Raw genomic sequence first — 23841 nt, 5'->3', positions numbered from 1 at the left:
TTAGCTCAGGAACACTTCCCTAACCTAAAAAACCAGTCTATTCAAAACATGCTATTCATTGGTTTAAATGTATTTGTAGGAGTGTATTGGCTATTATCTTTTAATCTTCTATACACCAAGTTTTGGAATTTAGACATCAGTAATCCATTAGAAAAAAGACATTATTTAGTCATTAAAAATTGGACCCAATTTATTTTTGTCATTTCTTCATTTCTATTTATTAGAATTTTATTTTCAATATATCATGAAAAAAATTCCAATGAATTATTTAGAGCAGAACACTATTCTGCCTTAGTAATTATCCCTTGGATTTTAATTTATGGTAAAATTTTAATTCATCCTGAAATTTTATATGGTTATCCAGATATGCAAAAGAGGGATATAGAAGAAGAAAATCAAATAAACATTACTGATCATGTATGGATATTTGATACAATAAATATTATAAATCCTAAAGAGAACGAGAACGGTAGTCATGTAGAAGAAAGCGTGTTGTCTTACGTATCCGAAATCGAGTGTTTTGTAAATAAAAAACATCCTTTTAGAAATCCTAAATTCTCTTTATCCGATTTTGAAAAAGCAGTAAATATTCCTAAAAGCCATTTATGCTATATCTTTAAATATCATGCAATCGTTACTTTTGTTGAATATACAGATTATTGCAGAATAAAAGACGCGCTTAACCTTATTGAGAACAGATATTTAGATAATGCAACATGGGAAGAGTTAGCCGAAAAAACAGGATTTATTTCTTACGAGTCGTTTTTAATTGCTTTTAGAAACCAAACCAAACGAGAACCAGACGACTTTTTAAATCCGCAAGAAACTCTTTGTTTTCAAAAGGATAATTCCCTTAGCATTTAAAGACGGAGTGATATCTATAAGCTCAAAATGTTTTTCAATAACTAGAAAATTAAAAAAAACCAGAAAGTAAGAAGTTTTAGACGTCCTATTTTAGTTATTCTACAACATCCATTTACACGGCCACCATGCTTTCTAATTCCGAAGATGCTACTGTTAGACATAAAGACCGTACAATCGCATACAGAATGCTCAAATTGATATGTATAGACAACCAACGTCTATATCGTTTTGCTTCCAATCCCTGATTTCGTTTTTAAATGAATTGGCCCATTGTAATGGATTTCTGTAACTACAAAAGCACAATGAATCTATACCAGGAAATCCCATTTTATTTATTTTAGATTATAAAACACCAATGCGCGATATAGATTATGTGTGAAATTTTAATTCGACCTATAGCTATAGTTCAAGACAAGACATTTCATCACTACATCAGCACATTACAAATTAGCCACTAAATCATTTAAAAAAGCACTGTAATTATTCAACTCCAAAGGCACATCAGCATTTTTTTCCATATCGTGGAAATGATGTGTTGCTAATAATTCCATTCCTGTAAAAGCATTCATTCTGTGAAACCCAAACATAGCACCTTCATCTACACTTTTCTGATTAAAAAATTCATTTTCTAAAGTAAATGCAGTTTTAGGAGCATTCCAACTTGTGGTAAGTATATATTTCTTTCCGTGCATTAAACCACCCGTCCCATAATTGATGTCTGGATTTGTTCTACTTCTTCCATCATTGGCATAAATTCCATTCTGATGACCTTCCGTAAAAACTTCATCTATATACTTTTTAAATCCAAATGGTATTTGAAACCACCAAATTGGCGTATGATAAATCACTACATCTGCCCACTTAAATTTTTCAACTTCTTCTTTTACGTTATAGTTTTCACCTACTTGAGTATATTTCACTTCAAATTCCTCACGCGTATCAAAAAATGAAATAGTATTATTAAAAAGTGTGTCGTTAAATCTTCCTCCAGAATGTGCAAATGGATGACCTCCATTAATTATAAATATATTTTTCATTTGTCTCTTATTTTATTTGAGGCAAAATTAAAGCAATACTTATTATTGTAAAAATAATACAAATCACACCTTTGTATCAAAATTTTTATAGTTATGGTGAATTTAGAATGGTACAGAACGTTTAAAGAAATATACGAAAACGGAACTTTAACCAAAGCTTCTATTGCTTTATATGCGTCACAACCTGGAGTTAGTGTACACTTAAATGCTTTAGAAGCGTATGTTGGCAAAAAACTATTTGAACGGACTTCGAGAAAAATGATTCCAACAGAGGATGGGAAATTTTTATATGAATATATTATTGAATCTTTAACTAAACTTGAAATAGCAGAACAGCATTTTAAGAAAACAACGCAAGAAAAAAATCCATCTCTAAATATTGGTATGTGTTCAGAAATGTTTCAACTCATAATAGAGCCCGAAATTCCCAAACTGGACTTTGACTTAGTGGCTAGATTTGGATCACATATAGATTTAATAAAAGACCTAAACAATGGCATTTTAGATTTAGTAATCACACCTAGAAAACAGAATGAAAAAAAATCGTTAGTGGAGTATGTTCCGTTTTCAAAAGAAAGAATTGTTCTAATAGCTGGCAATAAAACCGATATAACCCAATTACAGGAACACCTAAAGTCTAATGATTTAAACAAGTTAGAAGACGAACTACTTAAAAACACTTGGTATAGTTCATCTAACGAAATGGAACATTTTAGACGGTTTTGGTTTGAGAATTTTAATAAGAAACCCGCTTTTAAACCCAACTACATTTTACCAAATATTACTTCTATTATAAGATGTTTACACCATGGTAACGGACTTGCATTAGTTCCAGATTTTTTATGCCAAGAACAAATTTTAAAAAACGAAATACATTTAGTTTGGGAAGGAAGAGTAAAAACGGAAAACACTTTATATTTTGCATCTAGAACAGATTTAAAATACAAAAAAGAATTAGATACAATTAGAAATATATTTAAATCAAAAATGAAATACACAGAGTAAAACACGTTAATTGTTCACAAAAGCACTTCTATATGAGTCATCTTATTTTTAACCCGATTTTACGATAGCTAAAGCCTGCATCAGAAGATTATTTCATACTGCTATTAAAAGCAGTTCCGAACACTTCCCTTTTGCTTCAATACGTTTATAAATATCTATGTAGGCCAATTGTATTTATAGGCCGTAAAATTCTGAAAAGAAATTCTAAATTTTAATCTATAATACCATTTTGTAATCCCTTAATAATTATTATAGCCAATAAATCACTCCTAGTTAAAATTCCCAACTGAAGTAAATAAAGGTTCGCAAATATTAGACTTAAGAGGTATAAATTATAAATCAACCATTCAAATTTGTTTTTTCATTTCGATTTATGAGGGAACTTTTCGTGATTAGGTAGGTGTTCCGGAAGAATAGAGTGCTCCAATATAGGATTCTCATATTTATAAATGCTCAACTTGCCCGATTGTTCATAATAAGCATGTTCGACTTCAGACAAATATTTAATTCCTGATTCTCTTAATAACATATACACTTCGAATTTATCGATTTGATCATCGGAAAAATTATCATAAAGTAACCTACCAGATTCTACCAGTTTTATAACTTTTGGATGTGTTTTTTTTCTGACCGATTCGGATTTTATAGACAAATACACATATACCTTTTGTAGCGCACCTATTAATGTTATAACTAAAATAGCAACAGTTAATGGAATAGAAGGATAAAACATGCTGTCTCCAACTGCACTCCCCATACCTACAACTATTAAAATATCGGCACTACCTAAACCTCCCACCACACGTTTACCAATCCAATTTATAATAAGCATTGTGTAGCTTAAAATGATGAGTACTCGTATAATAATTTCAACATAAATGAGTAGGTTATACTCCCCAAATAAGATTTTTAATATATCAAACGTATATTCATTTGGCTCAATCATAACATTATTTCGTATTAAATGATTGATTTTTAACCACCAATTATCTCACCTCCATTAATATGAATAAATTGTCCGGTAATATAGCTACTATCTTCGCTAGCAAGAAAAACGTAAGCCGGACCTACTTCACTTGGTTGTCCCGCTCTACCCAGTGGTGTATCTTGTCCAAAATCGGATACATCATCGAAACTTGCTGGAATTAGTGGCGTCCATATAGGACCAGGAGCAACACCATTAACTCTGATATTTTTAGCAGCCAACTGCGCCGATAATGACCTCGTAAAACTTACTATTGCTCCTTTAGTGCTTGCATAATCCACTAAATGCTCGCTACCTCTATATGCTGTAACCGAACTAGTATTTATAATAGTATCTCCTGGACTTAAGTAATCTAGAGCCGCTTTGGATAAATAAAAATAAGGAAAAATATTCGTCTCAAAAGTTTTATGTAATTGATTTTTATTTATATCCGATATAGAATCTTTTGGAAATTGCATCGCAGCATTATTTACCACAATGTTCAATTTACCATACGCATTAATACAGGCTTGAATACAATTTTTACAATTATCCTCGTGAGTTAAATCCGCTTTAATAAGCAAACACTTTCTACCCATTTTCTCAACTTCTGCTTGTATGGCTTCAGCGTCTTTAGTTTCTTCTAAATAAACCATAGCAATATTAGCTCCCTCTTTTGCAAAGTGCAATACGGCACTGGCACCTATCCCACTATCACCACCTGTAATTAGAGCGACCTTGTTTTCTAATTTTCCTGATCCTCTATAATTATCACGAATAAGTATCGGTTCCGGAGTCATTTTATGTGTTTTCCCTGGTTGCGGCTGTTCCTGTTCTGGAAATTCATTAATTTTCATAATATTATCAGTTTAGAATATTTCAAATTAAAAACTAAAACCAAAAAGAAATGAACTTAATTAAAATTAAAATTACCACAATAAATTTTCTATAATGATTAGAAAAACACGTTCAGTACGACATAATCTTTTACATTTCTAATGGGGATAGTAAAAGATATTTTATAAATCTCAAACCCTTATTTTAGAATTTGATAGTAGATTAAAATAGTAGAGCTACAACTTGATATCTCACTGTAAAACTTCGCAATACAGCTCTTTAAAACTTCTAATTCACCACAATCGAATCCTCCCTTCCTGTAAAGTCTACCCTCAAAGTTCTTTTTGATAAGCTGTAGTAACCTTACACAACCTTCTAAATAGCATAATTAATAGCTATTATTAAAATTTAATGGTAAATAATATGAAAGATATAAAATGAAGGTATTCTGTACGTATTCTGTACTAGTAAAAAAAAAGAAAGGCTTCACATTTCTGTGAAGCCTTGTAAATACTAGTAGCGAGAACGAGATTTGAACTCGTGACCTCTGGGTTATGAATCCAACGCTCTAACCAACTGAGCTACCTCGCCTTATTTTGAGGGTGCAAATATAACAACTATTTTGAAGTTCACAAGCTTTTATTGTAAAAAAATAAATTTTATTTAATTTGTATATAAAGTATATAATTAATGTATATATTGAGCCAATAATTTTTGAATGAACACATGGAAGATAAAATAAAATTTGAACTTGAATTCCCAATAAAAGCTTCACCAGCCCTTTTATATACATATATTTCTACGCCATCAGGATTATCTGAATGGTTTGCCGACAACGTAAACTCTAGAGGTGAACTTTTCAAATTTATTTGGGACGGAGCAGAAGAGCAAGCTAAAGTCTTAAGCAAAAAAAGTGGTGAACGCATCAAGTTTAGATGGTTACATGATGAAGATGATCCCTATTTCTTCGAGCTTCGTATTCAGGTAGACGAAATTACTAAAGATGTTTCTATTATTGTAGTCGATTTTGCCGAGGAAGATGAAATTGATGAAACTAAAATGCTGTGGGAAAATCAAATTTCAGATTTAAAACAGGTCTTAGGCTCAGCTTAATCGATATTTACATATTTTAAAGTATATTTGCCCGAAAACTATTCGGGCATTTTTTATGATTAATTTTAACGGTACAATTCAAGATAATAATTCAGTTTTAAACTCAAATAATAGAGGTTTTGCCTATGGTGATGCGCTTTTTGAAACCATAAAAACATCTTATGGTAAAATTTTATTTTGGGAAGATCACTATTTTAGATTAATGGCATCTATGCGCATCTTACGTATGGAAATTCCAATGCACTTTAATATGGAATTTCTTGAAGCCGAAATTAAAAATACGCTTGAAGTTAATGGATTAACCGATGCTTCTGCTCGTGTAAAACTAACTGTATTTAGAAACGAAGGCGGTTTGTATTTACCAGAAACAAACGATATTAGTTTTATTATTGATACCAAACCTTTAGATAACGATTTTTATTTAATCTCGGACGCATCTTACGAAGTCGATTTGTTTAAAGATTATTACATCTCCCCTAGCCTATTATCTACCTTAAAAACCAATAACAAGGCGTTAAATGTAGTTGGGAGCATCTATGCTAAAGAAAATAAATTGCAGAATTGTTTGACACTTAATACAAATAAAAATGTTGTAGAAGCGTTAAATGGAAATGTGTTTGTTGTTAAAGGAAACGTAATTAAAACAGCTCCTTTAAGCGATGGTTGTCTTAAAGGTATTATGAGAAAACAATTAATCGAAATTATTAATGCTATTCCTGAATATGAACTGATAGAAGAGTCTATTTCTGCTTTCGAACTTCAAAAATCAGATGAAATCTTCATTACTAATGCAATTACAGGAATTCAGCCAGTTTCAAAATACCGTAAAAAGACATTTACAAATACGATTTCAAAACTACTTATTCAGAAGTTAAATGTAAAAATGAGATTGAGTTAATTATAGCTCGGATTTTCTGGAGCATTAGACCAAATACTATATTCACCACCAAACTCTAACATTTTTTCTTTCCAAAAGAATTCGTAATCCTTTTCGATTATATTTTTTTGGTAAACATTTTCTGTGACCACCCAAGAATTAACATTTAATTCTTCGTCTAACTGATTGCTATCCCATCCGGAATATCCTAAAAAGAACCTGATGTCCTTTTCTTCGATACGTTTATTAGCAATAAGCTCGGCTACGACGTTAAAATCACCTCCCCAGTAAATACCTAGAGAAATCTCGATACTGTCTGGTATAAGATCAGGGACCTTGTGTATAAAGTACAGATTGTCTTGTTCTACCGGTCCGCCATTATATACTTTAAAATTGGCGTCAAGTTCTGGAATTAGGTCGTTAATTGTGTAATCTAAAGGCTTATTTAAAATAAAACCTATAGAACCATCATTGGTGTAATCTGCCAACAAAACAATAGATCGATTAAAGGATACGTCTCCTATAATTGACGGTTCTGCGATTAACAAATTACCTTTTTTTGGTTTAATTGTAATCATATTCATAGGAATTTATAACTAAATCTAATATTATTTTTGTTAAAATCCAATATTTGATGAAAATATAATAAAAAAGCCCTCTATAATTAGAGGGCCTTTTGTAATATGTATGAAGTAACTAATTAGTTTACAGCACCTGATAATTCAGATCCAGCTTTAAACTTTACAACATTTTTTGCTGCAATTTGAATAGTTTTTCCTGTTTGTGGGTTTCTTCCTTCTCGAGCTGCTCTTTCAGAAACTGAAAAAGAACCAAATCCTACTAAAGATACTCTTTTACCGTCTTTTAAAGCGCTTCCTATTTCTGTAAGTGCTCCTTCTAATGCTTTTTTAGCTGCTGCTTTTGAAATTCCAGCATGCTCTGCCATTGCATCGATTAAATCTGTTTTGTTCATAATTTTAATTTTAATTATTAATAAATCGTTGGTTAAACTTTTTAATACTATTACAAATTTATACGGATTAGCTAACTACGCAAGTAATAGCAAGGGAAACTCGCCAATTTGTTAATAACTTAGGCCTTTTGTTAATAACCCTTGAAAATTTTACATTTATTTCACTAAATCGAGCTATAATAAGGGGTTACAGCATTTTTGCTCCCGTTTTAAATTCGAATCCGTTTAACAGATCTTTGGCCGACATATTTCGCTTTCCTGGAAGTTTCATATATTGGATATTTATAAATCCTTTCTCAACGGCAACTTTAATTTCTTTTTTAGTACTCTGAATTTCGCCAATCTCAAAATCGTGAGCTTCTAACTCCATAGTCGCTTGGTAAATTTTCACATCTACGGCCTCTCCGCCATGTTCTAAAATACACCATGCTGCTGGATACGGACTTAAGCCACGAATTTTATTATGAATCGCTTCTATAGATGCTGTCCAATCTATTTTACAGTTGTCTCTATTTAATTTGTAAGCCGTTTTTAAATCGGCATCCTCTATTTGTGGAGTTGTTTTAACCGCTTCTGCTTCAATTTGTCTAACCGTCTTTAAAACCAAGTCACTTCCCAAATGCATTAATCGATCATGAAGTTCTCCCGCTGTTTCGTTCTCACCAATAGCAATGGCTTCTTGCAGAATCATTTCACCAGTATCAATTTCTTCATCTATAAAGAAAGTAGAAACTCCCGTTTTTGTTTCTCCATTAATAATCGCCCAATTTATTGGAGCGGCTCCTCTATAATTAGGTAAGAGTGATGCATGCAAATTAAAAGTTCCCAATTCCGGCATCGCCCAAACTACCTTTGGTAACATTCTAAACGCAACAACTATGTTTAAATTGGCATTTAAAGCTCTTAATTCAGATAAAAAGCGGTCATCTTTAAGATTGGTAGGTTGTAATACTTTTAAGTCTTGAGACACGGCGTATTGCTTTACAGCACTCTCATTTAATTTTCGTCCGCGACCAGCCGGTTTATCTGGTGCAGTAATTACACCTACTATATTACAATTATTTTCGACCAATGTTTTTAATGTGGAAACAGCGAAATCTGGTGTTCCCATGAATACAATATTTAATGTTTTCATTTTTATTTATTTTGAAATAATATCAATCTAAAAAGGTATTTAGGTATGATATAATTTATAAGTATTCGTTTTTGTTATAGAAATAATATGATGCTCTAACAGTAATTTTAAAACACTTAACACATCTGCTTCCGTGCTATTTACTGCCGAAGCTAATGCTCTAGAGGATAAATCGCCATGTTCTAAATGTGTGATAATTTGCTTTCTTAATGCCGTAAAATCGGTTACTTTAGGTTTTTTAAGGGTTTTAACGGCACCTATACACACCGAACAAATGCCACAAGGCTTAGCGTCCTTTTCTCCAAAATAAGATAATAACTGAGTCGTTTTACAAACCGTATCATTATCTACATAATCTAATACACTTTTTACTTGCTTCTGCTTTAAATCGTTTTGTTGCTCTATTATATTAGCAATTCTATTAATGGTTTTATCGTCTTCACGTGGCACTATAAACGTGACCTGAGCATCTGTCTTAGTTTGGTGAAGTGTGATAATTTCATCTTTTTCTAATGTATTTAAAGCACGCATTAAAACAGATTCTGGGATGGAAGCTTTTTCGGAAACTAATACTGTATTTATCTTTGTTGCATGTTCAAAAATACCGCCATAGGTTCTTAATAACGATTTCACGATGAGCTGTAATTCTGAATGTGTATCTAAATAATGAAACAATGACGCATTAGAAATAACAAACTGAACCAAAGTCTTATTCTGAAATTGCTTCGTTAAAGTGATTATACTCGTCCGATCTAAAATCTGAAGCGCATTAAACGCCAAAACACCATTAAACTTATATGCTTTACAAAAGGCATTAAAATTAAAATCGTGAGTTGTTAAAGCTCCTTCTCCGTAAGAAATCTGACAATAATTAGAGAGTTTTCGGTACACTTGCTTTATAAAACTAATACTTGGCAAGACATCCAGAAACTGATTTTTGACTAATAAGTCGTCACTCTTATTCTTTAATATAACAGCGAAGGCTTTTTCGCCATCTCGACCTGCTCTCCCCGCTTCCTGAAAATAACTCTCTAAACTATCTGGCAAATTAAGATGAATCACCGTCTTTACATCGGGTTTATCTATTCCCATCCCAAATGCGTTAGTAGCCACCATAACTTGCATTTTGTTGGCCAACCAATCGTTTAACCGTTCGTCCTTTTCAAGATTACTTAAGCCACCATGAAACGAAGACGCTTTTATGCCTTTTTTTTCTAAAAAATTAGCAATTTCTACCGTCAGTTTCCGGCTTCGAACATATATAATAGAAGAGTTGGTATATTTTCTTAATATGGTTTCAATCCGATAGTATTTATCGTCTTCATGAAATACCATATACGCTAAATTTGGCCTAAAGAAAGATTGTTTAAATATTTTAGGCTGAATAAAATCAAGTTCATTAACAATATCGTCTACAACCAAAGGTGTTGCCGAAGCCGTTAAAGCCATACAATTCACCGTAGGATGCAATTCGCGTAGTGTACTAATGTTTTTGTATGCCGGTCTAAAATCGTTTCCCCATTGCGAAATACAGTGTGCTTCGTCTATAGCAATTAAATTCACATGCATTTGCCTGATGCGTTCTTGTACCAATTCCTGCTGTAAACGTTCTGGCGAAATATATAAGAATTTATACTTTCCGTAAATGCAATTATCCAACATGGTATCTAACTGACTGTATGAAAGTCCGCTAGTTAGTGCCATCGCTTTAATCCCTTTATCTTGTAATACTTGCACTTGGTTTTTCATAAGTGCTACAAGCGGAGAAATTACGATACAAATCCCTTCTTTAGCTAAAGCAGGAATTTGAAAACACATCGATTTCCCACCTCCGGTAGGCATTAAAACAAAAACATCTTCCCCATCAATCGCGGCTTGAATGGCTTCTTCTTGAAACGGACGAAATTCTGTAAAATTCCAATAGCGCTCTAGTATTTTTAAAGGATGTTTCATTAATTACATCGCTTTAATTTTATTTAAAATAAAAGCGGCTCTATTTTCAACCGTATCAAACGGCACATCAATTAAGGTGTAATTAAATCCTTCGTAGGTTTTTACTAAACATTCGTGAATTTGCAATGCTTGTTCGAAATTTTCATACCGTACGGCATCACTTTTATAAATTTCCTTCCACGGTTTTAAAATAAAAACATGATCATATTCTAAAGAATCACAAACCGTTTTAAACGTTTCAGGGTAAACATCGCCAATAAAATCCATGTATGCCAAAACGTCGTGCACGCCACGATCTATAAAAACACAAGATGTTGCGATTGTATTTGCTTCGTAAAACTGAGATTCTCTTCCTTTTAAAAGGCGTTCACTAAATAGTAAAGGTTCGGTTAAAAACATGTGTTCTATCCCGTTTTCTCTAGCCTCTAAGGTGACTTGCCTAGATATTTCTTCTAAACAAGAGTGCCCTTTTTTTTGCAATTCGTGAATGATAGATGATTTTCCTGTTCCAGGACCTCCTGTTATTACAATTTTCTTTGTCTTCAATTTGGCAAGGTTTTGGCTGTAAAATTCGTGATTTTAATCAACAATAAAAAATGCAAACGAAATACTATCTTTGCAACTCAAAATAATACCTATGAGCGATAAACAAACTCCAGAAGAATTTTATGATAAATTAAAAACACAATTATATGATACGACCGCATGGCCTGCCGAATATTTATATAAATTTATAGTAAAATCCGAACCAAAAAAAATAGCCGAAATAGAAGGCATATTTAACAATTTGGGGGCTGTAATAAAAACACAACCTTCTAAAAACGGAAAATATACAAGCGTATCTATAAGTGTTACATTAAAAGATCCAGAAACCGTTGTCGAAAAGTACAAAGAAGTTACAGAAAATGTTGAAGGCGTTATTAGTCTTTAATAATTTTTTGTATTTTGCGAGGGCATAATTACTTCGTGCACATTTTTAACACTACACTACATTTTGATAGATAACATAGAATACAATACAGAGCGTGAGCCTTTGATTATTCCAGAATACGGAAGACATCTTCAAAAAATGGTTAACCATGCTAAAACTATAGAAAATAGAGACGACAGGAACAAAGAAGCCAATGCTATTATTGCTGTTATGGGTAATTTACAACCCCATTTACGCGACGTCCCTGATTTTCAGCACAAACTTTGGGATCAGCTTTTTATAATTGCTAATTTTGAATTGGATGTAGATTCTCCTTACGGTAATCCAGATCGAGAAATCTTAGAACGTAAACCAGACTCTCTAGAATATCCTCAAAATTTTCCAAAATATCGTTTTTACGGAAACAATATAAAAACCATGATCGATGTGGCAAATACTTGGGAAGAAGGCGAACTTAAAGAAGCACTTATCTACTCGATTGCAAACCACATGAAAAAATGTTTTTTAAATTGGAACAAGGATACTGTAGATGATAATGTGATTTTTAATCATTTATATGAGTTGTCTGATGGAAAAATCAACTTAAAGAATACAGAGGAAGATCTTTCCGATTCGACAAGTTTGTTGCGGACTAAAAAGAAATATAATACGTCTACCAACACCAAAAAGACTTACAAGAAAAATACAAATTCAAACACAAACGCTAACCGTAACAGAAAACGCTACTAAATAGTTATGGCAACATTTATTATAGAAGGACAACACCAATTAAAAGGTAGCATCCAACCCCAAGGCGCGAAAAACGAAGCTTTACAAATTTTATGCGCAGTACTTTTAACTGCCGAAGAGATAACAATTAATAACATCCCAGATATTGTAGATGTTAATAAACTAATCGACCTTTTACGTAATCTAGGCGTAAAAATAAATAAAATAGGAAGTGGTTCTTACACGTTTAAAGCAGACGATGTAAATCTAAAATATTTAGAATCTGAAGCTTTTAAAGAAGACGGAAAAGGACTTCGTGGTTCGATCATGATTGTTGGTCCGCTACTAGCCCGTTTTGGAAAAGGCTATATCCCTAAACCAGGAGGAGATAAAATTGGTCGCCGTAGATTAGATACTCATTTTGAAGGGTTCATTAATTTAGGAGCCGATTTTAGATATAACAAAGAAGATCACTTTTACGGTGTTGAAGCTAAGAAATTAAAGGGAGCGTATATGCTTCTGGATGAAGCTTCGGTAACAGGTACAGCAAATATTGTAATGGCAGCCGTTTTAGCCGAAGGCAGAACCACCATTTATAATGCCGCTTGCGAACCTTATTTACAACAACTTTGTAAAATGTTAAACCGCATGGGCGCTAAAATTAGCGGTGTAGGTTCTAACATGTTAATTATTGATGGTGTAGATTCTTTAGGAGGTACAGAACACCGCATGTTACCCGACATGATTGAAATTGGTAGCTGGATTGGATTAGCAGCCATGACAAAAAGTGAATTGACTATTAAGAATGTGAGTTGGAACGACTTAGGACAAATTCCTAATGTGTTTAGAAAACTAGGAATTACCGTAGAACAACAAGGCGACGACATACATATTCCAGCACATACCGATGGATATGAAATTCAGAGTTTTATCGATGGTTCAATCCTTACCATTTCCGATGCACCATGGCCAGGGTTCACCCCTGACTTATTAAGTATCGTGTTAGTTGTAGCTACTCAAGCAAGAGGAAGCGTGCTTATACACCAGAAAATGTTTGAAAGCCGTTTATTCTTTGTAGATAAATTAATCGATATGGGCGCAAAAATTATTTTATGTGATCCGCATCGTGCTACCGTTATTGGTCACGATTTTAAATCGAGCTTAAAAGCAACGACTATGACTTCTCCAGATATTCGTGCAGGAGTTTCTCTTTTAATAGCAGCCTTATCGGCAAAAGGGAAATCTACCATACATAATATTGAACAAATAGACAGAGGTTACGAAAATATAGATGAACGTTTACGTGCTATTGGTGCGAAAATCACACGAATAGATTCGAATTAAATCGAAACATATACCATTTAAGAAAGAGGTTTAAAATTTAATTTTAAACCTCTTTTGTTTTGTAACATATTCACGCAACGATTAGAACATCATCTTTAATTTTCTCTAAACCATCTGCACTTTAGTATTGAATCTAGCATTTTATATTCTAATACACTCTCAATTTCACATCACTCTAACAGGTTAGATTTAAATATTTAACCATTCCTAGTTGCCCTTTAATCCATCTCGCACATCCAGGACCATCTATCTTAGCTATTATCAGTCCAATTAATTGCATTAAGAAAGAAAACAACAATCTATCTTTAAAATACAAATTAGCAAATCCTTAAATCGGCATTATACACCACATATAATTTAAGAGAAAATAAGTGTACTCAACTCCATGATTATAGCAGAATTACGGAAAACATATCATAGAATTTAACATTTATACACGCTGTCATATTCTGCGTTTTTTAACATTTTGGACGAAAAAACCCGCTTTTTATGTTAAAATTTAGCGATTTACCAAAGAATGTCAACTTTTATTTAAAACATGATTTTAATCATGTTTTATTATATGCATTAATCCGAAATTCGCATTATAATTAAATAACACACGTGTAAATATTTTAATTGAGAGAATTAGCCAAGCCTTAATAAATGGAATTTATTTAAAATTAACATTGTTTTATGTTAAAATAAATACACTTAAAATTCTCAAAACTGTTAAAAAAAAATCAGAAACTAAATTAACATTTATATGACAAAAGAGTAAATCAAACGACATATCGACATCAATTAATAATCAAATTTTTAAAACATGAAAACTGAAAATCATCCCTTAAAAATTTCTCAATCATTAATTATTCTAGTCACTTTATTGGGCTCGTTAACGGCGTTTTCACAAACGTTCACCTTAAATAACGACAACTCTAAATTAAGTGTATTTGGAACTTCAAGCCTACATGATTGGGAAGTAGTAGCAGAAAAACAAAGCGGTTCTATAACTGTAGAAAAAGCAAGCGAAACAGCTTCAATTAATGCTTTAAACTTTAAAGTAATTGCAGAAAGCTTAAAAAGCGGAAAGTCTGGAATGGACAAAAACGCATACAAAGCTTTAAATACTAAGAAGTTTGAGAGCATCGATTTTAAACTCACCAAAGTAAATTCTATTACACCAAAAGGTAATGGCGTTTATACTGTAAAATCGACTGGAGACTTAAGCATTGCAGGAACCACAAATGCTATACAATTAAACTTCACGTTAACGCTTACCGACAGCAATGCAAAATTAGCAGGATCTCACACTTTAAAAATGACACAATTTAAAATCGATCCTCCTACAGCAATGTTTGGTACTATAACAACTGGTGATGAATTAAAAATTGAATTCAACACCGTATTCCAATAAAATTTTAATCAAAAAATATAATTACAATGAAAAACTATATAAACTCATTAGTTATTGCCGTAATAGTAATCGCTACAAGTGCTAATGTATACGCACAAAACAACAGAAGCATCGACAATTATAGACAACCAGACCAGCGTGGTATTAATGTTTTCGAAGACCCTAAAGATACAATTTCTACTTTCGAAAATATTAAAGTAAAAATGGGAGGATCTTTTGCATTACAATTTCAAGGTTTAGATCATGAAAATTCTGGAGCTGTACCTTTAGCAGGAATTACACCTAACTTTAACTTACCTACTGCCAACTTAGATTTAGATGTGGCTCTAGCTCCAGGTGTAAGAATGCACTTAAGAACCTATTTATCTTCTCGTCACCACCACGAACCTTATGTAAAAGGAGGTTTCTTTCAAGTTGATGCACTAGATTTTATCCAAGAAGGCTTCTTAGACGACGTTATGAAATACACGACAATTAGAATTGGACAAATGGAAAACAACTATGGTGATGCGCACTTTAGAAGAACAGATAATGCACAAGCTATTTACAATCCATTTGTAGGTAACTTAATCATGGATTCTTTTACAACTGAAATTGGAGCAGAATTATACTACCAAAGAAATGGATTTATTGGTATGATAGGTGCTACAAATGGAAAATTAAACCAATCTGTTGTAGAAAATGAAAATGGAAAATCTGGAGGTGCATCTTTCTTAGCAAAATTAGGTTACGATAAACAATTAAATAGTGATTTAAGAGTCCGTTTAACAGCCTCTTTGTACAACTCAGGTTTTATACCAAACTTATACTTATATAACGCAGATAGAGCAGGATCTCGTTACTACAATGTTTTAGAAGCAGAAACTGCAACATCAGACAACTTTAGATCAGGTCGTTTTGCACCAAGTTTTAAAAACAGTATTACAGCAGTAATGATTAATCCGTTTGTAAAGTATAAAGGATTAGAATTCTTCGGAACGATTGAAATGAACTCAGGGAGCACAAATGCAACTGAAACATCTGTTGCTTTAGATGGAAAAACGCAACAATATGCAGGAGAATTAATCTACCGATTTGGTCAGAGTGAAAACTTCTACGTAGCTGGTCGTTATAACGTAGTGAACTCTGAGTACGACGGAACTGAAGATATGGATATCACTAGATTTCAAGCAAGTGCTGGTTGGTTTATGACTAAAAACGTCTTAGCTAAATTAGAGTATGTAAACCAATCTTACGATGGAGGAACAGGTCTGTACGACGATGCTCAATTTGACGGAATCATGTTCGAAGCTGTAATTAGTTTCTAATTTTAGAACCATATAAAGGATTTAAACCAGACTATTTAAAACCGTTTTAAGCGTGTCATTTATAAATTTCAAGTTTATAAATCTTACAAATGAGTATTAAAAAGTCACTATTACACTCAAACTAAAGTAAAAAATCCTTACCACAGTCGGTAGGGATTTTTTTTTCAAGTTATCATCTAAGCACCATAGCAAGTGTTTTGTAAACTCTAATCCGTATAAATTATACTTTACTAAATTTAAAGTTTCGAAACTAAGAGTATACTTAATAAGGAACCTGTTTTCCGGATTGTATAACACGAAATAACTATATTTTTAAGCTATTTTAAATCAGTAACGACTTAAAAGAAATTAATTTATGATACTAAAAAAGCTAGCCATTGTCTTATCTGTACTTCTAGCCGTATCGTTTTCAGGAAGTCCAGTAAAAACACAATCAGAGATTATAATTAAACCAAGTAGTAAGCTCACCATACAGGGTATCACTAATGTTGCTAACTTTACGTGTAAGTTTAATACAGTAACTCTTAAAGATCAAATAGCGATTTCTTACACCGCTAAATCATGTCATACCTCTTTTGAAAATGCCTTATTGGTTTTAGATAATAAAGAATTCGACTGTGGCAGAAAAATTATAAATAAAGATTTTAATGATCTTTTAAAATCCGATACCTATCCTCAAATTGCCATACGCTTAAAAAAAGTCGTACGCTCTAAAACAGACCCAAAAATTGTTACAGCACATGTAGATTTTATAATTGCGGGCGTTACAAAATCGTATCAAATACCGATACATATCTCCAGAGACCAAGCTTTAACGGTTAACGGCAAGATTAAATTAAACATTAGAGATTTTGGTTTAGAGAATCCAAAAAAAATGTTGGGTTTAATAAAAATTGAAGATGTTGTAACAGTACATTTTCATTTAGATATGGACATCATATAAGAATCACTGCAGAACAAACAGTTACCAGCTTTAAGTTGTAACCGCAACTCTTTTGCCGGAGAATTTCGTTAGTACATTTTATTTATCATCAAAATACAGCTCTAGATTACCTATCCTAATAAATACTAGGCATTTAATGTTATGTTTTACTTATCATTTCGACCATACATCCGTATTACAAATGAAAACACAAAAAAGTAAACGATGCCAGAACTTACAAAACCAACGCTTAAAAGTGTATTAGACGCAAAGAAAGATGATTTTGATGCACATGCTCCAGCGGATAAAAAACAAGATTATGCCGAAGGATTAGAAGCCGTAGAAAAAAGCGGTATTGTTGAAACTGCTAAACAGGTTGGTGATTTAGCTCCTAATTTTACGCTTAATAATGCCATTGGCAAAGCGGTGTCTTTAAGCGAATATTTAGAAAAAGGACCAGTAGTTTTAACTTGGTATCGCGGTGGTTGGTGTCCGTATTGCAATTTAACATTACAACGTTTACAGCAGGAATTAAATAATATTCAAGCGGAAGGTGCAAACCTCTTAGCATTATCTCCAGAATTGCCAGACAATTCTATGAATACTGCAGAGAAAAATGCCCTTAAATTTGAAGTTTTAAGCGATATAGGAAATAATGTAGGCAAAGCTTATGGCATTATCTTTAAACTCACTGATGCTGTTGCTGAACGCTATCAGGACGGGTTTAATTTACACGGATTTAACGGTGATACGAGTGACGAATTACCATTGGCGGCCACTTATATAATCAATCAGAATGGTGAGATTACTTATGCTTTTTTAGAGGTAGACTATCGTAAACGTGCAGAACCAGCAGACCTAATAAACGCTCTAAAAAACTTAAAAGAATAAAATCGATACTTTATAAAAAAAGTAAAGAGGTTGCCCTCCCAAACAACCTCTTTGTTAATCTAAGTAGTATGAACTACTTCAACTAATAGCTAATACAAAGATAAGTAGGTTAATTGTTTATATTTTACTGAAAACCGTAATTTTATAAAAAATATAACTACAATTTAGATTAACTAAAAAAGTCCCGATGTAAATCGGGACTTTTCATTATAATAAAAACCTAATTATTTAAGATGTTACGTCTTGCAATAAGGTATTAAAATCTACTTGACTCTGCGATCCATCTTTCATGTTTTTTAATGTAAAAACTTCAGACTTCACCTCTTCTTCTCCTACTAAAACCACAAAAGGTATGGTACGTTTATTAGCGTGATTCATCTGCTTCTTCATCTTAGCCGTATCAGGATATAATTCGGCATTCACTCCCGCTGCTCTTAATTTTTGTATCGCTTGTAAACTGTATAAGGCTTCACGATCTCCAAAATTTATAAAAAGTACTTTCACATTTTTGTTAACGGCCTCAGGGAATAATTGTAATTCTTCTAGCACCAAATAAATACGGTCTAATCCAAAACTAATCCCTACTCCACTTACATCTTTAAGACCAAAAATACCAGTTAAATCGTCGTAACGACCACCGCCACCAATAGATCCCATCTGTACAGATTTTGGTGCTGCTACTTCAAAAATAGCGCCTGTATAGTAATTTAATCCTCTGGCCAATGTAACGTCCAATTGTAATGTTGCCGTTTTTAATCCTAAAGCATCAATTCCTGTATTTATAAATTCTAGTTCTTCTACACCTTTTAAACCATCTTCCGATGTACTTAAAATTTGTTTTAAACTTTGTATTTGGGCTTCAAACGTTCCCGATAAAGTAAATAGCGGTTGTAATTTATCGATTCCACTTTGCGGAATGCCTTTTCCTAACATTTCCTCTTTAACCTTCTCTTCACCTATTTTATCTAATTTATCTAAAGCAACAGTAAAATCGATAAGTTTATCTTGTGCGCCAATAACTTCTGCAATTCCAGCTAAAATTTTACGATTATTAATTTTAATCGTGACACCTTCTAATTGTAACGCAGAAAAAACAGCATCGTACAATTGTACAAATTCCACTTCTTGCCACAGGGATTTTGAACCTACAACATCTGCATCGCACTGATTGAATTCTCTAAATCGTCCTTTTTGCGGACGATCTGCTCTCCACACCGGTTGCATCTGATAACGCTTAAATGGAAATTCAATTTCGTTTTGGTGTTGCACTACATATCTAGCAAAAGGTACTGTTAAATCGTATCTCAACGCTTTTTCAGAAATACTTGATGTAATTTTAGTAGAATTTTTTTCGGCATACAAGGCGTCATTTACCTTATTTAGGTAATCTCCAGAATTCAAAATTTTAAAAATTAAACGATCACCTTCATCTCCATATTTTCCCATTAAGGTTTCAGAATTCTCAAAACTCGGAGTTTCAATAGGTTGAAAACCGTAAGTTTCAAAAACATGCTGAATGGTTTTAAATATATATTGTCGTTTTGCAACTTGCTCCGGATTAAAATCTCGAGTTCCCTTTGGAATGCTTGGTTTTTGTGCCATTAGTATTTTAAATTTGAGCACAAATATCTAAATTTTTGATGTGACTTAATAAGATAATTCGATTTTATAGTAACTTTATTCCGTTTTAATAGTCTTACATTAAAAGACACAACCAATAACACCATTTTCATGTTTTCACTTGTTCGAGAAAATATTAGAATTGCTTTCGATTCTATAAAAGGTCAGCTACTGCGTACCATTTTAACTATACTTATTATTGCCATAGGGATTACGGCATTAGTAGGGATTTTAAGTGCGGTATCCGCTTTAGAAACCACCATTTCTAGCGACTTCTCTTCTATGGGAGCTAACACCTTTAATATTCAGCGCTACGAGTTTACAGCGCAACGCCAACAAGGTAAGCGTCAAAAAATAAATCCGATAATTAGTTATCAGAATATACGTGATTTCGAAAATCAGTACAACTTTCCATTTACTAAAACCTCTGTTTCCTTTACAGGGACTTCTATGGCCGAAGTAAAATATGAAAACGTAAAAACAGATCCAGAAGTTACCGTCATTGGGTCTAACGAAAATTTTATTCAGAATTCTGGTTTAAAAGTCGATCAAGGGCGAGAATTTAATGTGCTGGAAGTAGACAATAATTCTAATGTGTGTATTATTGGTAGTGATTTAGTGAAGGCGTTATTTAAGGATGAAGATCCAATAGGCCAAACAATTTCGATTAGAGGGTTTAAGTTTAAGGTTATCGGTGCTTTAGAATCTAAGGGATCTACATTTGGTAATAATCAGGATTTAAGAGTGATTATGCCTTTGCAAAAAGCACGTTCTATTTTTACCAACGCCAATATAAACTATGCACTAAGTGTTATGGTTGAAAAGAAAGAACTATTACAACAAGCCCAAGATGATGCCATAGTGTCTTTTAGAAATATTCGCGGATTAACTCCTGTCGAAGACAATAACTTTGGTCTAGAACGCAGTGACGATTTAATTAACCGTATTGGGGCGATTACAGGCATATTAGCTACAGCCGCTTGGATAATTAGTATCATTACCATTTTAGGATCTTCTATAGCCTTAATGAACATTATGTTAGTATCGGTAAGTGAACGTACAAGAGAAATTGGAGTACGTAAAGCTTTAGGGGCAAAACAGGGTACTATAGCCTTTCAATTTTTTATTGAAACCATAATAATCGGACAGCTTGGAGGCATACTTGGAATGATCCTCGGAATTTTACTCGGCTTCGGATTTGCATCTGTGGTCGATTTTCAATTCAGTATGCCTTGGTCTGCCATGATTTGGGCTAGTCTAATTACGTTTGTAGTCGCTATAATTTCTGGTTCTTATCCAGCCTCTAAAGCCGCAAAACTAGACCCTATAGAATCCTTACGTTATGAATAAAAACGTATTAATTTGCGTTTACTAAATTATTGAAAAAGGTATACAACTCTCCTTTTGTAATATTTGCTCCCTGTTGGATAAGCTTAAAAATATCAAGATTTTTATCTTCCGAATAGGTTTTATTCGCTTGTAAAAATTCTACATTATCATGCATTAAGTTGTCTCGTAACCAGGCGAAACCTTCTTTAGTGGCTAAATCTTTATCGTTGGTTAACTTTATAGCCACCAAATGCATATTCGTTTCTCCTAAAGCAAATAAATGCATGTGTTGCCCATTAATGTGCTCAAGATATTTTACTTTACTCAAAACACCTTCCCATACCAAATCACTAAACACATCTAATTCTTGTTCGGCAACTTCCGGTTTGGTTTCTTTAATGGTTTTCCATTCGCTTGCATCAATAGATTGCGTCGCTAAAAAATTAATAAATTCTTGATGTAATTCTTCAAACTGTTCTTTTGTTAGTCTAGCGTATTTCATTCTTTTTTATTTTAAGGCATTATAAACTGCGAAAGGTCTGTCTGTAGCAAAAATATCTACTCCCAATGCTTTCCAGGTCACATAACTTTTTTCTCCTTTTGTGGCAGCTTGTTGATCTAAGTTTCCTAATGTACCCAACATACATACTATATTTTCGGCATGTAACTTCTCAAAAAGAGAGGCATTAGATAATCGTGTTCCGGTAAAGGCAAGCATATTTTTAGTCGGAATTTTAGCCTCTAATAGGCGATTATATTCTTCTTCGTTTCTAGCAGACACCGATAATAATAAATCTGGAGCTAATTCATAAGCGGTAGTTGCCTGTTCTACATCGTAAGTTATAATTACACTTATATCTTCGGCATTTACTTCTCTTATGGCATCAATGACTATCTTTTGGCTTACGCTACGTTTTATATCTATAGTAAGTATAACATTGTTCGTTTTGGCCCATTTTAAAACATCTTTAAATAAAGGAATTTTAAAAGCGGTTTCATTACCGTAATCGTCTACTAAATTAAACGCAGTTAATTCGTTATACGATAAGTTTTTAACCAATCCAGTCCCTGTAGACGTTCTATCTATGGCATTGTCGTGCATTAAAACAAGTTTACCATCTTTAGTTTGAGCCACATCAATTTCGTATATCGCAAAAATACTGTCGTTTACATACTGTAAGGTTTCTAAGCAGTTTTCGGGATAGTGCTGTATATTTTTTCCGCCACGATGTACACTTACCTGTGGTAATTCTGTGTTTGTAGATTTAAAGGTTTCAATTAATTTAGAATCTTTACTAGCAACCTCGCTACAACTAATAAAACAAAATATTAAAGCGGTAAAAATAAAATATTTCATGTTTTTTTTGAATTAAAAAAACCGTCTAGAACAAGTCTAAACGGTTTCTAATATTATAAATACCTTTTTAATTAGTTAGCTTGAGCTACTACTTCAAAAGGGAAATCTACAGTTACTTCACGGTGTAAACGTATAACGGCTTCGTATTTACCTAAACGTTTAACACTTCCACCAATTACAGTGATGAATTTTTTGTCGATTGACTGACCTTCTTTAGCGATTGCTTCAGCAAGATCGATATTGTTTACAGATCCGAATAATTTATCTCCAGATCCTACTTTAGAAGGAATTTTAATGTCTAAAGCTTTTAAAGCTTCAGCAATTACATTTGCTTCATCAACAATTTTTTGCTCTTTAAAAGCTCTTTGCTTTAAGTTTTCAGCTAATACTTTCTTAGAAGAAGGTGTTGCTAAAATAGCACTTCCTTGAGGAATTAAAAAATTTCTACCATAACCGTTCTTAACTGTTACAACATCGTCTTTAAATCCTAAATTTTCAACGTCTTGTTTTAATATAAGTTCCATTGTTATCGGTATTTTATTTTAATAAATCAGCTACATAAGGCATTAAAGCTAAGTGACGTGCTCTTTTTACAGCTACAGACACTTTTCTTTGATACTTTAATGACGTTCCAGTTAAACGACGAGGTAAAATTTTACCTTGTTCGTTTACAAAACCTAATAACCAATCTGCGTCTTTATAATCCACATATTTGATTCCAGACTTCTTGAAACGACAATATTTCTTTTGCTTATTAGTTTCAATATTTAAAGGCGTTAAGTATCTAATCTCTCCGTCTTTTTTTCCTTTTGCTTGTTGTTCTATAGATGACATAATTACGCTTTTTGTTTAAGTTTAGCTCTTCTTCTCTCAGCCCAAGACACAGCGTGCTTGTCTAATTTTACAGTTAAGTAACGCATAAAACGCTCGTCACGTCTAAATTCCAACTCTAAAGGAGTAATTACTTCTCCAGCAACCTGGAATTCAAATAAATGGTAAAAACCACTTTTTTTGTTTTGAATTGGGTAAGCTAATTTTTTTAGTCCCCAATCTTCTTTTGATATCATCTTAGCACCGTTAGAAACAAGAAAGTCTTCGTATTTCTGTACTGTTTCCTTTATCTGTGTTTCAGATAAAACGGGATTTAAGATGAAAACAGCTTCATAATGATTCATATTCAAATCTATTTTTATTGTTAAAAATGGCTGCAAATATACGCCTAATTATTAAATATAACAAACGCATTAGGAAAAATAATTATATTTTATTACCTACGCC

General features: G+C 32.8%; 26 protein-coding genes and 1 tRNA gene. 12 read left to right on the top strand and 15 right to left on the bottom strand.

Annotated features, from left to right (window positions below; genetic code table 11):
- Nucleotides 1–48: 48 nt before the first annotated feature.
- Nucleotides 49–864 carry a hypothetical protein gene (locus AC0UBM_RS15185; RefSeq protein WP_475689182.1) on the top strand — a complete coding sequence of 272 codons (816 nt, stop codon included), beginning with the start codon at nucleotides 49–51 and terminating at the stop codon, nucleotides 862–864.
- Nucleotides 865–1304: 440 nt separating this feature from the next.
- Here AC0UBM_RS15185 and AC0UBM_RS15180 read toward each other — a convergent pair whose 3' ends face one another.
- Nucleotides 1305–1901, bottom strand: coding sequence for an NAD(P)H-dependent oxidoreductase (locus tag AC0UBM_RS15180; RefSeq protein ID WP_475689181.1), 597 nt, complete (start codon nucleotides 1899–1901; stop codon nucleotides 1305–1307).
- A gap of 93 nt (nucleotides 1902–1994) precedes the next feature.
- On the opposite strand from AC0UBM_RS15180, the gene AC0UBM_RS15175 reads away from it, so the two are divergent.
- Nucleotides 1995–2906: a LysR family transcriptional regulator gene (locus AC0UBM_RS15175; RefSeq protein WP_475689180.1), complete on the top strand. Its 912-nt coding sequence runs from the start codon at nucleotides 1995–1997 to the stop codon at nucleotides 2904–2906.
- Nucleotides 2907–3267: 361 nt separating this feature from the next.
- On the opposite strand, the gene AC0UBM_RS15170 is transcribed toward AC0UBM_RS15175, so the two are convergent.
- The 3 genes from AC0UBM_RS15170 to AC0UBM_RS15160 all read right to left on the bottom strand — a co-directional run bounded on the left by AC0UBM_RS15170 (nucleotide 3268) and on the right by AC0UBM_RS15160 (nucleotide 5298).
- Nucleotides 3268–3852 carry a DUF421 domain-containing protein gene (locus AC0UBM_RS15170; RefSeq protein ID WP_475689179.1) on the bottom strand — a complete coding sequence of 195 codons (585 nt, stop codon included), beginning with the start codon at nucleotides 3850–3852 and terminating at the stop codon, nucleotides 3268–3270.
- A gap of 29 nt (nucleotides 3853–3881) precedes the next feature.
- Entirely contained in the window at nucleotides 3882–4727 is an 846-nt protein-coding gene (locus AC0UBM_RS15165; protein WP_475689178.1) for an SDR family oxidoreductase, read from the bottom strand.
- 497 nt (nucleotides 4728–5224) lie between these two features.
- Nucleotides 5225–5298, bottom strand: a tRNA-Met gene (locus AC0UBM_RS15160).
- 135 nt (nucleotides 5299–5433) lie between these two features.
- Here AC0UBM_RS15160 and AC0UBM_RS15155 point away from each other — a divergent pair.
- Both AC0UBM_RS15155 and AC0UBM_RS15150 read left to right on the top strand, forming a co-directional pair.
- Nucleotides 5434–5820, top strand: a complete 387-nt coding sequence (locus AC0UBM_RS15155; RefSeq protein ID WP_414036838.1) for an START-like domain-containing protein — start codon at nucleotides 5434–5436, stop codon at nucleotides 5818–5820.
- Between the two features lie 55 nt (nucleotides 5821–5875).
- Nucleotides 5876–6718, top strand: coding sequence for an aminotransferase class IV (locus AC0UBM_RS15150; RefSeq protein WP_475689177.1), 843 nt, complete (start codon nucleotides 5876–5878; stop codon nucleotides 6716–6718).
- Here the strand turns inward: AC0UBM_RS15150 and AC0UBM_RS15145 are convergent.
- From AC0UBM_RS15145 to AC0UBM_RS15125, 5 genes are all read right to left on the bottom strand, one after another.
- Nucleotides 6715–7275 carry a YqgE/AlgH family protein gene (locus AC0UBM_RS15145; protein ID WP_414036840.1) on the bottom strand — a complete coding sequence of 187 codons (561 nt, stop codon included), beginning with the start codon at nucleotides 7273–7275 and terminating at the stop codon, nucleotides 6715–6717. The two genes, AC0UBM_RS15150 and AC0UBM_RS15145, sit on opposite strands and share 4 nt — an antisense overlap.
- A 122-nt stretch (nucleotides 7276–7397) precedes the next feature.
- Nucleotides 7398–7670 carry an HU family DNA-binding protein gene (locus AC0UBM_RS15140; protein ID WP_382381713.1) on the bottom strand — a complete coding sequence of 91 codons (273 nt, stop codon included), beginning with the start codon at nucleotides 7668–7670 and terminating at the stop codon, nucleotides 7398–7400.
- 187 nt (nucleotides 7671–7857) lie between these two features.
- Entirely contained in the window at nucleotides 7858–8805 is a 948-nt protein-coding gene (gene fmt, locus AC0UBM_RS15135) for a methionyl-tRNA formyltransferase (RefSeq protein ID WP_475689176.1), read from the bottom strand.
- A gap of 39 nt (nucleotides 8806–8844) precedes the next feature.
- Nucleotides 8845–10758 carry a RecQ family ATP-dependent DNA helicase gene (locus tag AC0UBM_RS15130; protein ID WP_475689175.1) on the bottom strand — a complete coding sequence of 638 codons (1914 nt, stop codon included), beginning with the start codon at nucleotides 10756–10758 and terminating at the stop codon, nucleotides 8845–8847.
- A 3-nt stretch (nucleotides 10759–10761) separates the two neighbouring features.
- A complete protein-coding gene (locus AC0UBM_RS15125; protein WP_475689174.1) occupies nucleotides 10762–11304 on the bottom strand; it encodes an AAA family ATPase in 543 nt (180 codons plus the stop codon).
- A 91-nt stretch (nucleotides 11305–11395) separates the two neighbouring features.
- Here AC0UBM_RS15125 and AC0UBM_RS15120 point away from each other — a divergent pair, with 91 nt between their 5' ends.
- From AC0UBM_RS15120 to AC0UBM_RS15090, 7 genes are all read left to right on the top strand, one after another.
- Complete coding sequence (locus tag AC0UBM_RS15120) at nucleotides 11396–11689, top strand: DUF493 family protein (protein WP_475689173.1); 294 nt, start codon at nucleotides 11396–11398, stop codon at nucleotides 11687–11689.
- A 63-nt stretch (nucleotides 11690–11752) separates the two neighbouring features.
- The gene (locus AC0UBM_RS15115; protein ID WP_414036845.1) at nucleotides 11753–12418 is read left to right on the top strand and encodes a DUF4290 domain-containing protein; all 666 of its coding nucleotides are present in this window, start codon (nucleotides 11753–11755) and stop codon (nucleotides 12416–12418) included.
- A gap of 6 nt (nucleotides 12419–12424) precedes the next feature.
- Nucleotides 12425–13741 (top strand): UDP-N-acetylglucosamine 1-carboxyvinyltransferase, encoded by a 1317-nt coding sequence (gene murA / locus AC0UBM_RS15110; RefSeq protein ID WP_414036846.1) that lies wholly within the window; start codon nucleotides 12425–12427, stop codon nucleotides 13739–13741.
- An 805-nt stretch (nucleotides 13742–14546) separates the two neighbouring features.
- Nucleotides 14547–15137 (top strand): YceI family protein, encoded by a 591-nt coding sequence (locus tag AC0UBM_RS15105; RefSeq protein ID WP_475689172.1) that lies wholly within the window; start codon nucleotides 14547–14549, stop codon nucleotides 15135–15137.
- Between the two features lie 26 nt (nucleotides 15138–15163).
- Nucleotides 15164–16444 (top strand): hypothetical protein, encoded by a 1281-nt coding sequence (locus AC0UBM_RS15100; protein WP_414036848.1) that lies wholly within the window; start codon nucleotides 15164–15166, stop codon nucleotides 16442–16444.
- Nucleotides 16445–16799: 355 nt separating this feature from the next.
- Entirely contained in the window at nucleotides 16800–17387 is a 588-nt protein-coding gene (locus AC0UBM_RS15095) for a YceI family protein (protein WP_475689171.1), read from the top strand.
- 204 nt (nucleotides 17388–17591) lie between these two features.
- Nucleotides 17592–18257, top strand: coding sequence for a peroxiredoxin-like family protein (locus AC0UBM_RS15090; protein WP_475689170.1), 666 nt, complete (start codon nucleotides 17592–17594; stop codon nucleotides 18255–18257).
- Between the two features lie 228 nt (nucleotides 18258–18485).
- Here the strand turns inward: AC0UBM_RS15090 and hisS are convergent, their stop codons facing one another.
- On the bottom strand, nucleotides 18486–19859 hold the full coding sequence (gene hisS / locus AC0UBM_RS15085; protein ID WP_475689169.1) for a histidine--tRNA ligase: 1374 nt from the start codon (nucleotides 19857–19859) through the stop codon (nucleotides 18486–18488).
- Between the two features lie 129 nt (nucleotides 19860–19988).
- Here hisS and AC0UBM_RS15080 point away from each other — a divergent pair, with 129 nt between their 5' ends.
- Entirely contained in the window at nucleotides 19989–21227 is a 1239-nt protein-coding gene (locus AC0UBM_RS15080) for an ABC transporter permease (RefSeq protein ID WP_414036852.1), read from the top strand.
- A gap of 7 nt (nucleotides 21228–21234) precedes the next feature.
- Here the strand turns inward: AC0UBM_RS15080 and AC0UBM_RS15075 are convergent, their stop codons facing one another.
- From AC0UBM_RS15075 to rpsF, 5 genes are all read right to left on the bottom strand, one after another.
- Nucleotides 21235–21708 carry a DUF6495 family protein gene (locus tag AC0UBM_RS15075; RefSeq protein ID WP_434035671.1) on the bottom strand — a complete coding sequence of 158 codons (474 nt, stop codon included), beginning with the start codon at nucleotides 21706–21708 and terminating at the stop codon, nucleotides 21235–21237.
- Nucleotides 21709–21714: 6 nt separating this feature from the next.
- Nucleotides 21715–22563, bottom strand: a complete 849-nt coding sequence (locus AC0UBM_RS15070) for a glycerophosphodiester phosphodiesterase family protein (RefSeq protein ID WP_475689168.1) — start codon at nucleotides 22561–22563, stop codon at nucleotides 21715–21717.
- Between the two features lie 71 nt (nucleotides 22564–22634).
- Nucleotides 22635–23087, bottom strand: a complete 453-nt coding sequence (gene rplI / locus AC0UBM_RS15065; protein ID WP_414036855.1) for a 50S ribosomal protein L9 — start codon at nucleotides 23085–23087, stop codon at nucleotides 22635–22637.
- 13 nt (nucleotides 23088–23100) lie between these two features.
- Nucleotides 23101–23397: a 30S ribosomal protein S18 gene (gene rpsR / locus AC0UBM_RS15060; protein ID WP_382381729.1), complete on the bottom strand. Its 297-nt coding sequence runs from the start codon at nucleotides 23395–23397 to the stop codon at nucleotides 23101–23103.
- 2 nt (nucleotides 23398–23399) lie between these two features.
- Entirely contained in the window at nucleotides 23400–23738 is a 339-nt protein-coding gene (gene rpsF, locus AC0UBM_RS15055) for a 30S ribosomal protein S6 (protein ID WP_414036856.1), read from the bottom strand.
- Between the last annotated feature and the right edge of the window lie 103 nt (nucleotides 23739–23841).

Source organism: Formosa sp. F44, assembly GCF_056238645.1.
The sequence above is the reverse complement of the archived record's forward strand: the minus strand, read 5'-3'. Positions and strand labels throughout refer to the sequence as shown.

What these genes read in the sequence shown, in the direction of transcription:
- AC0UBM_RS15185 (WP_475689182.1), top strand. Translation starts at nt 49, where the DNA reads ATGCTATTCATTGGTTTAAATGTATTTGTAGGAGTGTATTGGCTATTA.
- AC0UBM_RS15180 (WP_475689181.1), bottom strand. Translation starts at nt 1,901, where the DNA reads ATGAAAAATATATTTATAATTAATGGAGGTCATCCATTTGCACATTCT.
- AC0UBM_RS15175 (WP_475689180.1), top strand. Translation starts at nt 1,995, where the DNA reads ATGGTGAATTTAGAATGGTACAGAACGTTTAAAGAAATATACGAAAAC.
- AC0UBM_RS15170 (WP_475689179.1), bottom strand. Translation starts at nt 3,852, where the DNA reads ATGATTGAGCCAAATGAATATACGTTTGATATATTAAAAATCTTATTT.
- AC0UBM_RS15165 (WP_475689178.1), bottom strand. Translation starts at nt 4,727, where the DNA reads ATGAAAATTAATGAATTTCCAGAACAGGAACAGCCGCAACCAGGGAAA.
- AC0UBM_RS15155 (WP_414036838.1), top strand. Translation starts at nt 5,434, where the DNA reads ATGGAAGATAAAATAAAATTTGAACTTGAATTCCCAATAAAAGCTTCA.
- AC0UBM_RS15150 (WP_475689177.1), top strand. Translation starts at nt 5,876, where the DNA reads ATGATTAATTTTAACGGTACAATTCAAGATAATAATTCAGTTTTAAAC.
- AC0UBM_RS15145 (WP_414036840.1), bottom strand. Translation starts at nt 7,275, where the DNA reads ATGATTACAATTAAACCAAAAAAAGGTAATTTGTTAATCGCAGAACCG.
- AC0UBM_RS15140 (WP_382381713.1), bottom strand. Translation starts at nt 7,670, where the DNA reads ATGAACAAAACAGATTTAATCGATGCAATGGCAGAGCATGCTGGAATT.
- fmt (WP_475689176.1), bottom strand. Translation starts at nt 8,805, where the DNA reads ATGAAAACATTAAATATTGTATTCATGGGAACACCAGATTTCGCTGTT.
- AC0UBM_RS15130 (WP_475689175.1), bottom strand. Translation starts at nt 10,758, where the DNA reads ATGAAACATCCTTTAAAAATACTAGAGCGCTATTGGAATTTTACAGAA.
- AC0UBM_RS15120 (WP_475689173.1), top strand. Translation starts at nt 11,396, where the DNA reads ATGAGCGATAAACAAACTCCAGAAGAATTTTATGATAAATTAAAAACA.
- murA (WP_414036846.1), top strand. Translation starts at nt 12,425, where the DNA reads ATGGCAACATTTATTATAGAAGGACAACACCAATTAAAAGGTAGCATC.
- AC0UBM_RS15105 (WP_475689172.1), top strand. Translation starts at nt 14,547, where the DNA reads ATGAAAACTGAAAATCATCCCTTAAAAATTTCTCAATCATTAATTATT.
- AC0UBM_RS15100 (WP_414036848.1), top strand. Translation starts at nt 15,164, where the DNA reads ATGAAAAACTATATAAACTCATTAGTTATTGCCGTAATAGTAATCGCT.
- AC0UBM_RS15095 (WP_475689171.1), top strand. Translation starts at nt 16,800, where the DNA reads ATGATACTAAAAAAGCTAGCCATTGTCTTATCTGTACTTCTAGCCGTA.
- AC0UBM_RS15090 (WP_475689170.1), top strand. Translation starts at nt 17,592, where the DNA reads ATGCCAGAACTTACAAAACCAACGCTTAAAAGTGTATTAGACGCAAAG.
- hisS (WP_475689169.1), bottom strand. Translation starts at nt 19,859, where the DNA reads ATGGCACAAAAACCAAGCATTCCAAAGGGAACTCGAGATTTTAATCCG.
- AC0UBM_RS15080 (WP_414036852.1), top strand. Translation starts at nt 19,989, where the DNA reads ATGTTTTCACTTGTTCGAGAAAATATTAGAATTGCTTTCGATTCTATA.
- AC0UBM_RS15075 (WP_434035671.1), bottom strand. Translation starts at nt 21,708, where the DNA reads ATGAAATACGCTAGACTAACAAAAGAACAGTTTGAAGAATTACATCAA.
- AC0UBM_RS15070 (WP_475689168.1), bottom strand. Translation starts at nt 22,563, where the DNA reads ATGAAATATTTTATTTTTACCGCTTTAATATTTTGTTTTATTAGTTGT.
- rplI (WP_414036855.1), bottom strand. Translation starts at nt 23,087, where the DNA reads ATGGAACTTATATTAAAACAAGACGTTGAAAATTTAGGATTTAAAGAC.
- rpsR (WP_382381729.1), bottom strand. Translation starts at nt 23,397, where the DNA reads ATGTCATCTATAGAACAACAAGCAAAAGGAAAAAAAGACGGAGAGATT.
- rpsF (WP_414036856.1), bottom strand. Translation starts at nt 23,738, where the DNA reads ATGAATCATTATGAAGCTGTTTTCATCTTAAATCCCGTTTTATCTGAA.